Consider the following 12,272-nt stretch of genomic DNA (forward strand, 5'->3'; position numbering starts at 1 on the left):
GCGATGCTCCTAGGCAGATTTATCTTTTTCCGAGAATTTAGGTCGGGTTCAATTCCTTTCTTTTATATTGAGTAGGAAACTTCAGAGCTCGGGTTCAATTCCCCAAACACTCTTTGTCCTTTCTTTCAAATTTAGTAAGAAATTCTGGAACCCGTGTTCAGTTGCGAACACCCTTGTTCCTTTCTATAATTTTCATGTAAATCTTTAGAGGCTGTTTTCTATACTCTGCTTCACTTGATCAAACTCTTCATCTGATAGAGTAAATATCAAATCCTCTTCAGCATACTCGCTCTGTTTTTTAAAATAGTTGTCCGTATTCTCTGCCAACCCTAGACTTAGAATCACTTCCCTTGCAAACTCTTGATGTGCAAAACCGATAGCTGTAATGATTTGTTTATCTTGAACAAGAACTTTCGGTTGGAAATTTTCACGTGGAAGAAATTCAAAATAGTCAAAGAAGTTTTGCCAAATTCCACCTGTAAATTTTGTATCGTTCAACAAGCCTGCTTTCGCTAATAAAAGGGGCGCTGAAGAAATGGCGGCAATTAGGATATCTTGCTCATCAAGACTTCTCAAAAATGAGATCAATTTCTCATCTTGTAGAGCAGAACCTATATTTACCATTCCTGGCAAAATCACACAAGAATAATCTTCTATACGGATTTGATCCAATGTTTTCGTCGGTTGACAAGGCAAACCATCCTCAGAGACCACCATCGAATTCTCAGAAGCTACATAATCAATCGTGATATCAAAAGACAGAGCTAAAGTACTCGTTAAAGTGGTTATCTCATAAAGAGAAAAATTAGGATAAATGATACAAAGCACTTTTTTCATACGCAACATCCTCTATTTTACCGAAAAACAGAGGCTGGGTTGCAACCTCTGGATTTCTTCTTATCATTATTAACATCCTTAACGAGTTAGGCTTAACTGAGTTTCGGCTAAAAACTTCGGAAAAAAGATAAGCCATCTTTTGTGCATCGCACAAGGCGATGGCTTCCTATTTTTCTTTCGTTTTCTTAACGCCTCAACATCTTATTTCTCAGTAAACTCTCCGTCTACGACGTCATCGCCAGCGTTTCCTGTTGCTTGTGCGCCTTCTGCTCCTGCTTGAGCTTGTTGGGCTGCTGCGGCTTGTTCGTAGAGTTTAACCGCAAGTCCTTGAGCTTTTTCGTTCAACGCTTCAAGTTTTGCTTTCATTTCGTCCAAGTTGTTGTCTTCTTGAGCTTTCTTAAGGTCATCAAGGGCAGCTTGTGCGGCATCGCGCTCTGCATCGAAGCCTTTACCTTCTGTTTCCTTGATTGTCTTTTCAGTCGCAAAGATTGCTTGGTCTACTTCGTTACGAAGGTCTACTTCTTCTTTACGTTTCTTATCTGCTTCAGCATTTGCTTCTGCATCTTTCATCATGCGGTCGATTTCTTCGTCTGTCAAACCTGAGTTCGATTGGATAACAATTGTTTGTTCTTTTTGAGTTCCAAGATCTTTAGCCTTAACAGACACGATACCGTTCTTGTCGATGTCAAATGTTACTTCGATTTGTGGAATACCACGAGGTGCAGCTGGGATATCAGTCAATTGGAAACGGCCAAGAGTCTTGTTGTCCGCTGCCATTGGGCGTTCACCTTGAAGAACGTGGATATCAACGGCTGGTTGGTTGTCTGCTGCAGTTGAGAAGACTTGTGATTTAGATGTTGGAATTGTTGTGTTGCGGTCGATGAGTTTTGTGAAGACTCCACCCATTGTTTCGATACCAAGTGACAACGGTGTTACGTCAAGAAGGACAACATCTTTCACATCACCAGTGATTACACCACCCTGGATAGCAGCACCCATAGCAACAACTTCATCTGGGTTTACTGATTTGTTTGGTTCTTTACCAGTTTCAGCCTTAACAGCTTCTACAACAGCAGGGATACGAGTTGAACCACCGACAAGGATTACTTCGTCGATTTCTGACAAGCTCAAACCTGCATCTGAAAGAGCTTGGCGAACTGGAACTTTTGTACGTTCTACAAGGTCACGAGTCAAATCATCAAATTTCGCACGAGTCAATGTCATTTCCAAGTGAAGAGGCCCAGCCTCACCAGCAGTGATAAATGGCAAGCTGATTTGAGTTGAAGTTACACCAGAAAGGTCTTTCTTAGCCTTTTCAGCTGCGTCTTTCAAACGTTGAAGAGCCATCTTGTCTGTTGACAAGTCGATACCATTTTCTTTCTTGAATTCTGCAACCATATGGTCGATGATTTTTTGGTCAAAGTCGTCACCACCGAGTTTGTTATCCCCTGCAGTTGCCAATACATCAAAGACACCATCACCCAATTCAAGGATAGATACGTCAAATGTACCACCACCAAGGTCGAACACCAAGATTTTTTCTTCTTTGTCAGTCTTGTCCAAACCATAAGCAAGAGCTGCTGCTGTTGGTTCGTTGACGATACGTTCTACTTCAAGGCCAGCAATTTTACCAGCATCTTTAGTCGCTTGACGTTGAGCATCGTTAAAGTAAGCTGGAACTGTGATAACAGCCTTAGTTACTTTTTCACCAAGGTATTCTTCAGCATAACCTTTCAAGTATTGAAGGATCATAGCTGAGATTTCTTGAGGAGTGTATTCTTTACCGTTAGCAGAAACTTTTTCAGAAGTACCCATCTTAGATTTGATAGAGATGACTGTATCTGGGTTTGTTACTGCTTGACGTTTTGCAGCATCACCAACGATGATTTCACCGTTTTTGAATGAAACTACAGACGGAGTTGTGCGATTTCCTTCTGGGTTTGCGATAATTTTGCTTTCAGTTCCTTCAAGAACTGCAACTGCTGAGTTTGTTGTACCTAAGTCAATACCGATAATTTTAGACATATGTTTTTCTCCTTAAATTTATCTTCTTTTTTTCTTTTTGATACACTTCTTAAGTGGCGACGCCGTCAGAGCTTGACTTCGTCAATCTCTTTGACTAAACTTTGAGCCTAAAGTCTCAAAGTTTGCGAAAATAACGCCACGGCGAAGAGTATCGCCTTTGGTTCGCTTCGCTCACTATTGGCAAAGCTAAACCATTGTTTATCATTCTTTCATAGTTTAGTGTCGTTTCGGACAAGATAGCCTAGTTGTAGACAACGACCATGGCTGGTCTTAGGATACGGTCATGGAGTTTGTAGCCTTTTTGGAAGACTTGTGCGATAGTATCTGCTGGATGCTCGTCATCTGCAGGAACTGTTTGAATGGCCATGTGGTAGTTATGGTCAAATTCTCCGTCCGCTGCAATCTCCTCGATTCCTTCTTCTTTCAAAGCATGAATCAAGCTTTCTTGCACCATTTCCAAGCCCTTCTTCACATCATCTGTCAGACCTTCAACTGCAAGGGCGCGTTCAAGGTTATCAAGTGATGGCAAGATTGCTTTTGCCAAATCTTGGCTACGATAGCGTTGCAAGAGTTGGCGTTCTTCGTTGGCACGACGCTGAATGTTTTGCATTTCTGCATGGGCACGAAGATATTTGTTTTCAAATTCTTCGGCACGTTCATTGGCCAAGTCCAATTCAGACTTCTCAGGAGTTGTTTCTTCAGCTGTTTCCACAACTTCCTCTTCTTTTACTTCTTCATTTTTTATATCTTGGGACATTTTCGCCTCCTTTAATGATTTCAATCTTAATTCACTTCATAGTGATTACTGCTGAGATAGCGATAAAAATCCGTCAACTTCATGGTCAAAACTCGATTCACAACATTGACTTGATTGACCAATTGTTGATAATCCAGATTGACTGGACCGATAATCGCCAAAATTCCAAAACCACGATAGGGAATTAGAAATTTACTGCTAATCACTGCTAAGTCAGCTAAACAGGATTCTTGGCTATCCGCAACTCGGACACTTTGCATCTGATCGCCAATCAGATTTTCTCGAATCTCCAAAGCCACCTTTTGTGGTTGATCAAAGAATTGATAGGCTGCTAGATTCGCAAAATTCAAGAGATTGACTTTCCCAGAAACTACCATATTCTCATTGAACATTTCTTTAAAGATATGTTCAACGAGGTCCATAACGTTGTCCGTCGTTGTAAAGTAACGTTGGATAATCTGCGGGATCTCTGTCCGAATCTTGTAGTGAATATCCAAAACAGTCTGTTCCAGGAAACGTTCCTGAATCATGGTCTTGAGGCGGTTTAAATCCTCCTGCAAGAAATTTCTCGGAATCAAAAACTGACTGGTAACTGTTCTAGACTCATCAAGTGTAAAAACAGCGAGAGCTGTATGTTGTCCGAGAACAACGATGTCAAAAGCCGTCAGCTTCTGCCTACTTGGTTCTACATCCAGTGCTACAACCGTACAACCACTCAGCTCTGACAAGATTTTCGTTGCCTCTTGAAGAATATCCTCAAGCTTGAAGAACTCTTGATCAAAGGCTTTTACAATCTCATAAACTTGATTTTCAGCTAAACGGTCAAAGGATAAAGAGTGTTTGACATAGTATTGAAAACCAGCTACACTCGGCATCCGACCACTGGACGTATGCGCTTTTTCAAGCAAACCTTGCTTTTCTAGAACTGCCATATCATTTCGAATGGTAGCACTACTAGAGTTGATAGATTCTTGCAAGGCTTTAGATCCAACAGGTTCATGCGTTTTGGTAAAGATGTCAATAATCAGATTTAAAATATTCTGCTGACGTTCCGTAACCATCTCGCCACTCCTCTCTGATAGATCTTTTTTAGCACTCGATGCACCCAAGTGCTAACTTATGATTCTATTATACACCCTTAAAAGAGAATGTCAAGACAAAAACCTAAAAAATTAGCACTCTTTTATCAAGAGTGCTAAAAATCAGTCTAAAGACCTAGAACCTTACTATCCATCTACTTGATATTTCCTTTTTAATCTGAAATAACCATAGATTAGATAAGAAAACAGGAAAGCATATAAAACAAAAATGATGAAGAAAGACTGAGAGAGACTTTCGCGAAACAAACTCATACAAGCGACTAGACCACCAGACATAGAAACTGTGCATGTACGAAATCCAGATTTCACACCTTCCCATCTAAGACGACTGTCCGTGCAAAATTGGCCGTTTGAAACTAAATCACAAGTTGCCTTTCGGAAAACAGAATAAGGACATCGTTCCACCAACTCCCAGCCTCTATCCTTAAGACTTTGTAAATCTACCTCATTTTTTCTAAGGTAGCTGGTATTCCACACACGGTAGATCACATCATCTGGTTGGCATTGTTCAAAATAGAAAAAACCTAAACGATTTGCTTTATATTTCCAACCTTTCAAATGCATCTCATGCAAATAATCTTCAACCTTATCCAAATCTACAATGGTAAACATTCGAAATTGTACTTTACTATTCATTGTCTGACCTCCAAATCAAAAAACATGCATGCTTTTATTTATCAGTTAATTCTTTCCACTTTTGAAACAATCTCCAAAAAATATAAGAAATCTGAATCGCATGAATTATCAATAAAACACCATCTATTATAACAATCAAAAACAATTCCCAACTGAAATAATTAACTCCACTGACAAACTTTGAGAAAACCAGTAGTAGAGCTGAAAAGAGAAGCAAAATAGGAATCATCCGCATTGTTAAAATACGTTTGACCATAGCTAACTTGCCGGCCGAGTCATTATAAATTTCAAACTCGGCATCCGATTCAATTTCAGAATGTGGTTTTCTAAAATAGGAAAACCCATTAAAGTCTGTAATATGCTCCCAGCCACAGTCTTTAAACAGTTGTAAATAGGAGGCTCTCTCTGATTTTTTCATGGGATAAAAATCCAACTGATAAGCTACCTGTTCCGGTTGGCACTTTTCAAAAGTATACTTAACTGCAACTACTAAGTTAGAGTAGCTTACTTCCTTGAGTTTCCAGCCCTCAGCATGCATTTTTCTAAGATATAAAGCCTCTCTATCATAATCCGCAATGGTAGCAATTCTATAAACAACCTTCTTTTCCATCATCCTTCCTCCCGACTGTTTCTGTAGAGTCGTTCAATACGTCGGACTTCAATTTCTAACACTTTCCGGCCCAAGTCAGTAATCTGATAGATTTTACGTTTTTCCTCTTCTCGGACAAAGGAAATCAAACCATCTTTTTCCATCTTTGACAGGGTTCCATACATGGTCCCAGGACTAATGGAAACCTGTGAATCTGTTATCTCTTTAACTTTTTGAGTAATACCATAGCCATGGTTCTCCTTTTGCAGACAGAACAGAATATAAAAACCCGTTTCAGTCATGGGAAGATAGACTCGTCTAATCTTATCCGTTAATTCCATTTAACCAGACCTCCTATTTAGTTCGATATATCGCACTTCGTTATACCAAATATATCACACTTCGATATAAAAGACAAGAAAAAAAAGATCGTCCTCACGGACAATCTTTCTAAATTATCATTAGTAAAGATCTAGGTAATTGTCAATTTCCCATTGTGAAACAAAGGTTGCGTAGCTTGCCCACTCGATTCGTTTAGCTTCAAGGAAGCTAGTGTAAATGTGTTCACCTAGAGCTGCTTTGACCACTTCGTCTTCTGTCAAAGCTTTCAAAGCGTTATGAAGAGTTGACGGAAGATCTGTGATACCAGCCTCTTTACGCTCTTCAGCAGTCATGATGTAGATATTTTCTTCAATTGGTGCTGGTGCTTCGATTTTGTTCTCAATACCGTGCAAACCAACTTCCAAGAGAACAGCCATAGCAATGTATGGGTTAGCCATTGGATCCACCGAACGCAACTCGAGGCGAGTACCCATTCCACGTGAAGCTGGTACACGAACCAGCGGTGAACGGTTACGACCTGCCCAAGCGATGTAAACAGGGGCTTCGTATCCTGGAACCAAACGTTTGTAGGAGTTAACGGTTGGGTTCATGATAGCTGTGTAGTTGTAGGCATGTTTGATCAAACCACCAAGGAAGTAGTAAGCCGTTTCTGACAATTGCATTCCTTTTGGATCATTTGGATCAAAGAAGGCATTGTTTCCTTCCGCATCAAACAAAGACATATTGCAGTGCATACCTGAACCAGCGATACCAAATTTTGGTTTAGCCATAAAGGTTGCATACAAACCATGTTTACGGGCAATTGTTTTTACAACTAGTTTAAAGATTTGAATCTTATCACAAGCACGAAGAACTTCATCGTACTTAAAGTCAATCTCATGTTGGCCTACAGCAACTTCGTGGTGACTTGCTTCAACTTCAAATCCCATTTTGGTCAAGACGTTAACAATCTCACGACGAGTGTTATCAGCAAGGTCTGTAGGCGCCAAATCAAAGTAACCACCCTTGTCATTCACCTCAAGAGTTGGATCTCCATTTTCATCAAGCTTAAATAGGAAGAATTCTGGCTCTGGTCCAAGGTTGAAAGATTTGAATCCAACTTCTTCCATATGACGAAGAGCACGTTTAAGATTTCCACGAGGGTCTCCTGCAAATGGTTCCCCTTCTGTTGTATAGACATCACAAATCAATCCTGCGACACTACCGTTCTCATCTCCCCATGGGAAGACTGTCCAAGAGTCCAAATCTGGATATAGATACATGTCTGATTCATTGATACGGACAAATCCTTCAATAGAAGACCCATCAAACATAGCCTTATTTGACAAGACCTTGTCTAGTTGTTCATCTGTAGCAGGAATTTCGACGTTTTTCATCGTTCCCAAAATATCTGAAAACATGAGACGAATAAAGGTTACATTTTTTTCCTTAACTTCACGACGAATATCTGCAGCTGTGATTGGCATGTTTTTTCTCCTTATATTTGACGACTAGCGGTTGCCTAACCGCGACCAAAAGGTGATTGTTGAGAAGCAAAGCGACTTTGCTGGAGAACTTCATTCCGAAGTGCTCGACGTACTTCAGTTTGACTCACTGGTTTTTTAGACTTCGCCTCACGTTCAGCATATTTTTTCTTAATGGCAGCAATGTTAAGACCTTCAGAGATATAATCTTTAATCTCAAGCAATCGATCCATATCATTCAAAGAATACATACGGCGATTACCTTCGTTGCGATCAGGTTTAATCAATTCCTGGTCTTCATAGTAACGAATTTGGCGCGCCGAAAGATCGGTCAGTTTCATAACACTACCAATAGGAAAAACTGCCATATTGCGACGAAATTCTTTTTCCTTCATGTACACTTCCTTCTTTCTGTCTATTATAGTCTAAAAAAATTCAATCGTCAATCAATAATGTTATATCTTGTGACATTATTTTGTTTTTTTCAGTAAAATGCTCCGTAAACGATCAATATCGTAATTTACAAGAATTGCTGCAAAAACACCCATAAAAGTTTCAAATACACGAGCAAACACGTACAAAACAGTCTCACCAGTTGGAATTGATAAGGTAATAATCAACATAGCAGCAACTCCCCCGATAACACCTGCTTTATTGTTCATAGCAACATTTGTCATAATGGTTAACATGGTGCAAATCGGAACAATAAGGAGGGTTACCCAGAAGGCGCCGTGAAAAAGATTATTTAAGAGAAAGAAAATCAGGGCATAAAAACCACCGATACTATTTCCGAGAATACGAGAAGTACCAAAATGAACACTCTTGTCAAAGTCTTCTCTTAAACTAAAAACCGCAGTCAGAGCTCCAATCTGCAGCCCTTTCCAGCCAAAGAACCCAAAAGTCAAGAGCACTAGAAAAACTGCAATACCCGTCTTAAAAGTACGCATGCCTAATTTGAACTTAGCCTTATCAAATCTATATTTTTTAAAATAACTCATAATTTAAACTTTCTATCTCCATTTTATCATAAATTCACCAACTTTTGAGAAAGGTATAGCAATAAACTGTAGGAAAAGACAGAAAAAGAGAGTGGGACAGAAATCGTTAATTCGTTAGAATTCGATTTCGTCGTCCCACCTCCGCACAGTTGAGTAGGGTTGTAAAAGCTGATGAAATCAGCGTAGTAAAGCCCACTCAACCACTGCGTCTTGCTCGGCAATCCAAAGACAATTGAGAGGCTAGGACTTTTGTCCCAGCCTCAAGCTTTTTATTCTCATTTATTTTTTAAAACAGATACAAGAAAGCCAAAGTTAACAAGCTCGCTAGCAAGCCTACTCCCCAGAAGAAGAAGTCGACCTTCCACTCACTCCAGGCTTGCCCTTTTCCAGAAAAACCACCCAGCTCAAAATGGTGATGAACAGGTGTCATCCGGAAGATACGCTTACCTCCACTCAGTTTAAAATAGCTGACCTGCATCATGACAGATGTTGTTTCAAAGACATACACCAGACCAATCAATAGAAGAGTCCACTCTTGGTGAAGAGCCATTGAGATAGCAGCCAACATTCCTCCAAGAGCTAGGCTCCCAACATCTCCCATGAAGACTTTAGCTGGTTTGTGGTTAAAGACAAAGAAGCCAAGCAAACCACCAATCATGGCAAAAATCACTAAGAAGATATCTAACTGATTTTGCACATAAGCAATCACTCCGTAGGCAGATAGACTAATCACCACCGAAATACTTGCCAAGCCATCAATCCCATCAGTCAGGTTAACTGCATTTGAGAAACCAACTAACCAAAAGAGGGCAAAGAGAATATATAGAACACCTAAATGCAAGGGATAACCAAATACATTTAAGATATCTCCACCTCTTTCATAGAAAAAATAGAAGATAACTCCTCCGACTAGTTGAAGCAAGAGTTTTTGTTTTGGATTAAGCCCTTCATTGATTTTGCGAAACACCTTGAGGAAATCATCCAAGAACCCAACCAAACCATACAAGACTAGGATAAAAAGAATCATCCCTAGATTGTTGGTCAATTGATTGGTCAAAAGTGCAAATACAAAGCTGACTACAACTCCTGTTACGAGAAAGACAAGCCCTCCCATGGTTGGTGTTCCTGCTTTTGCTTGGTGTTGCTTGACATCCTCATGCATCTGTTGACCAGTAATTTGTGCTTTTCGGTAAAAACGGATAAAGGCTGGAATACCAATAACTGTAAGAATAAAGGCAGATATTCCAGCAAGGATAGAAATAAGCATTCTAATCTCCTAATGTTATTTTTATTTTCTCGATATCTTTCAAAGCTGTATGGGCACGAACGCTTTGTTGTTTGACAGTATTACCCGCACCCTCAAATTCAACCTCGATATTCAACCACTTGGCAAGGGTTTCGATATTTTTCTTAGTCCAACCGTATAAGTCAGGCATCTCCTCTACCTTGTCAGACAGAAGCAAGATTTGCTCGTTAGCATCCAGATTTGTCCCTTCTGCTACAGAGCTTTCCTTGATTTTTGTCCCTGAACCGATAACAATCGGTTGGACAAGGTTACGACGGAGTTCTTCAGCTAAATCTCCAGGGCTAGAGTCCTTAATGCTAGGCATGGCATAACTAGTTGTAGTTGTCACTTGGTCCAAATTCTTAGCTGTAGATTGAAGATTGAGTGATTCTTTCATTGCCGAAGCTCTCTCCAAGATAGGGTTTGCGAATTCTCCTAACGGAATCCCAGAATAATGTTCCGGTTGTTGAACTGTCACATAGAGGATAAAATCTGGATTTTCTGCGGGATGCATAGAGACAACTGAGAAGATATAGTTTGTTTCCCCTCGTAGGTATCCCCCGTTTTTCTCATCTGCAATTTGAGCCGTTCCTGATTTCAGGGCAACATTTTGTCCCGGAACATTGATTGTCCCCTTACCAGTACTGTGATTGTACATCGTACCATAGGTAGGATCTGTTCCTACCATCACCATATGATCTCTAGTTACACTTGCTGCTTCTTTGGAAACTGGATTTCCAACTACTTCCTTTTGTGACTTACGAACAGTCTGGTCATTTGGATCATAGAGAGCGCTGATAAACTTAGGCTCTAACATAACTCCGTCATTTGCAATAGCTGTAAATGCACGAAGCATCTGCGTTTGAGTAACAGAAATCCCTTGACCAAAAGAACTCATGGCAATATTGACAATATTATCCTCAGGGAGTTGTCCCGCGTATTCATCAGTCATACCAAAACGAGTTGGAACTCCAAATTTGAAACGGTTGAGGTAGTCTAACCAAGTAGCATCTCCCATTTTTTGTTCTAAGAGAGTCATACCAATATTACTTGAGTGGGCAAATCCTTGTGAGAAGGTCATCATGCCACCACTTGTCAAACCTTCATTGACGTCCCAGTCTTTGATGGTAGCATCCGCCACCTTCAACTCACTACTATTGAAATATTCTCCTCCAGGGAAGGTCTTGTTATCAATAGCTGCTGCAAGCGTCAAAACCTTCATGGTCGACCCTGGTTCGTAGTTACTTTGATAGAGAATATTACGCCAAACAAAATCTTCAGTAATCCCATCTTTGGTATCAGCATCAAAGGTCGGTCTTTGAGTTGTAGCTAGGATTTCTCCTGTCTTAGCACTAACCAAGGTCGCAGTCATATATTTTCCTTTTACTTTTTCATGGAAAGCGTCCATTTGACTTTCCATAAAAGATTGTAAAGGACTAGATAGGGTTGTATAGACGTCTTTCCCGTTTACGATCTGTTGAGTGACTTGATCAGTACCAGGAACGATATTCCCCAAACGATCCTTTTCATAAGTGATAATTCCATCTGTTCCGGCCAAGAGGCTATTTAGAGAACTTTCGATACCAGAAGTTCCCAAAAGTCGCTTAGTCCCGTCTTCATTTTCATGCAATTGAGCTAAGCCGATGAAAGACGATGCGAATTTCCCATTTGGATAGCTTCGATTAGGACTCGTGGTAAAATCCACCCCTTCAACCTTAGCAGCTTTTAGGTCCTTTTTAATGGACATCATATTGGCATAAGTAATACCATTTCCCTTGACACCAAAGGAGACTTGCTTCAAATTAGGTTGCGAGAGTTGTTCCTTGACGTAGGATTCATCCATATCTAGATACTTACGAAAGACTTCCGCAACTTTATTATACTGGGATTCCTCTACATAGAGAATTTTCCCATTTGCGGATTTGTATTCTTTATCAATGATCGCATAAACATTGTAGGAGGTTGCATCTTCTGCAATCGGCGTTCCATTACGATCATAAATGGTCCCCCTCTTAGCAGGGACTGTGCGAGTCGTTTGGTGGACCCTACTAGCTTCTTTGACCAAGTCAACACCAAACTTTTTCCCCGTACCAATAATCACCGCAAAGTTAACCAAAAAAACAGCAAAGAGAAAGACGGCCAAGAGACTGAGGCTCTTCCCAACTCGTCTGCGGTTTTCAAGGGGAGATTTACGATTCTTAATGGCAAAGTGTACTATTTTTTCTTTCCAGGTTTTCATA

12 protein-coding genes are annotated in these 12,272 nt (G+C 40.2%); all 12 read right to left on the minus strand.

Features of this window, described 5'->3' with window-relative positions; translation table 11 throughout:
* Positions 1–204 precede the first annotated feature (204 nt).
* Complete coding sequence (locus QM874_RS06890; protein WP_414316733.1) at positions 205–837, minus strand: DJ-1/PfpI family protein; 633 nt, start codon at positions 835–837, stop codon at positions 205–207.
* A gap of 201 nt (positions 838–1,038) precedes the next feature.
* Positions 1,039–2,862, minus strand: coding sequence for a molecular chaperone DnaK (dnaK, locus tag QM874_RS06895; RefSeq protein WP_023027242.1), 1,824 nt, complete (start codon positions 2,860–2,862; stop codon positions 1,039–1,041).
* 241 nt (positions 2,863–3,103) lie between these two features.
* Positions 3,104–3,619, minus strand: a complete 516-nt coding sequence (gene grpE / locus QM874_RS06900) for a nucleotide exchange factor GrpE (RefSeq protein ID WP_414316734.1) — start codon at positions 3,617–3,619, stop codon at positions 3,104–3,106.
* Between the two features lie 26 nt (positions 3,620–3,645).
* Positions 3,646–4,680 (minus strand): heat-inducible transcriptional repressor HrcA, encoded by a 1,035-nt coding sequence (gene hrcA / locus QM874_RS06905; RefSeq protein WP_414316735.1) that lies wholly within the window; start codon positions 4,678–4,680, stop codon positions 3,646–3,648.
* A 165-nt stretch (positions 4,681–4,845) separates the two neighbouring features.
* On the minus strand, positions 4,846–5,355 hold the full coding sequence (locus tag QM874_RS06910; RefSeq protein ID WP_414316736.1) for a DUF2812 domain-containing protein: 510 nt from the start codon (positions 5,353–5,355) through the stop codon (positions 4,846–4,848).
* A 34-nt stretch (positions 5,356–5,389) separates the two neighbouring features.
* On the minus strand, positions 5,390–5,965 hold the full coding sequence (locus tag QM874_RS06915; protein ID WP_414316755.1) for a DUF2812 domain-containing protein: 576 nt from the start codon (positions 5,963–5,965) through the stop codon (positions 5,390–5,392).
* Positions 5,965–6,285: a PadR family transcriptional regulator gene (locus QM874_RS06920; protein WP_414316737.1), complete on the minus strand. Its 321-nt coding sequence runs from the start codon at positions 6,283–6,285 to the stop codon at positions 5,965–5,967. Before QM874_RS06920 ends, QM874_RS06915 begins: the two co-directional genes overlap by 1 nt.
* A gap of 120 nt (positions 6,286–6,405) precedes the next feature.
* Positions 6,406–7,752 carry a type I glutamate--ammonia ligase gene (gene glnA / locus QM874_RS06925; RefSeq protein ID WP_414316738.1) on the minus strand — a complete coding sequence of 449 codons (1,347 nt, stop codon included), beginning with the start codon at positions 7,750–7,752 and terminating at the stop codon, positions 6,406–6,408.
* 35 nt (positions 7,753–7,787) lie between these two features.
* Positions 7,788–8,144 carry a transcriptional repressor GlnR gene (gene glnR, locus QM874_RS06930; RefSeq protein WP_000659543.1) on the minus strand — a complete coding sequence of 119 codons (357 nt, stop codon included), beginning with the start codon at positions 8,142–8,144 and terminating at the stop codon, positions 7,788–7,790.
* A gap of 75 nt (positions 8,145–8,219) precedes the next feature.
* Complete coding sequence (locus QM874_RS06935; protein WP_414316739.1) at positions 8,220–8,747, minus strand: FUSC family protein; 528 nt, start codon at positions 8,745–8,747, stop codon at positions 8,220–8,222.
* 286 nt (positions 8,748–9,033) lie between these two features.
* Positions 9,034–10,014 carry a phospho-N-acetylmuramoyl-pentapeptide-transferase gene (mraY, locus tag QM874_RS06940; RefSeq protein WP_414316740.1) on the minus strand — a complete coding sequence of 327 codons (981 nt, stop codon included), beginning with the start codon at positions 10,012–10,014 and terminating at the stop codon, positions 9,034–9,036.
* A gap of 1 nt (position 10,015) precedes the next feature.
* Positions 10,016–12,271 (minus strand): penicillin-binding protein PBP2X, encoded by a 2,256-nt coding sequence (gene pbp2X, locus QM874_RS06945; RefSeq protein ID WP_414316741.1) that lies wholly within the window; start codon positions 12,269–12,271, stop codon positions 10,016–10,018.
* Position 12,272: the final 1 nt, after the last annotated feature.

Origin of the sequence: Streptococcus infantis (genome assembly GCF_047463615.1) — a bacterium.
Lineage (GTDB): Bacteria > Bacillota > Bacilli > Lactobacillales > Streptococcaceae > Streptococcus > Streptococcus infantis_X.

Excerpts from the sequence above, each read along its gene's own strand:
- QM874_RS06890 (WP_414316733.1), bottom strand. The coding sequence starts at position 837 with ATGAAAAAAGTGCTTTGTATCATTTATCCTAATTTTTCTCTTTATGAG.
- dnaK (WP_023027242.1), bottom strand. The coding sequence starts at position 2,862 with ATGTCTAAAATTATCGGTATTGACTTAGGTACAACAAACTCAGCAGTT.
- grpE (WP_414316734.1), bottom strand. The coding sequence starts at position 3,619 with ATGTCCCAAGATATAAAAAATGAAGAAGTAAAAGAAGAGGAAGTTGTG.
- hrcA (WP_414316735.1), bottom strand. The coding sequence starts at position 4,680 with ATGGTTACGGAACGTCAGCAGAATATTTTAAATCTGATTATTGACATC.
- QM874_RS06910 (WP_414316736.1), bottom strand. The coding sequence starts at position 5,355 with ATGAATAGTAAAGTACAATTTCGAATGTTTACCATTGTAGATTTGGAT.
- QM874_RS06915 (WP_414316755.1), bottom strand. The coding sequence starts at position 5,965 with ATGGAAAAGAAGGTTGTTTATAGAATTGCTACCATTGCGGATTATGAT.
- QM874_RS06920 (WP_414316737.1), bottom strand. The coding sequence starts at position 6,285 with ATGGAATTAACGGATAAGATTAGACGAGTCTATCTTCCCATGACTGAA.
- glnA (WP_414316738.1), bottom strand. The coding sequence starts at position 7,752 with ATGCCAATCACAGCTGCAGATATTCGTCGTGAAGTTAAGGAAAAAAAT.
- glnR (WP_000659543.1), bottom strand. The coding sequence starts at position 8,144 with ATGAAGGAAAAAGAATTTCGTCGCAATATGGCAGTTTTTCCTATTGGT.
- QM874_RS06935 (WP_414316739.1), bottom strand. The coding sequence starts at position 8,747 with ATGAGTTATTTTAAAAAATATAGATTTGATAAGGCTAAGTTCAAATTA.
- mraY (WP_414316740.1), bottom strand. The coding sequence starts at position 10,014 with ATGCTTATTTCTATCCTTGCTGGAATATCTGCCTTTATTCTTACAGTT.
- pbp2X (WP_414316741.1), bottom strand. The coding sequence starts at position 12,271 with ATGAAAACCTGGAAAGAAAAAATAGTACACTTTGCCATTAAGAATCGT.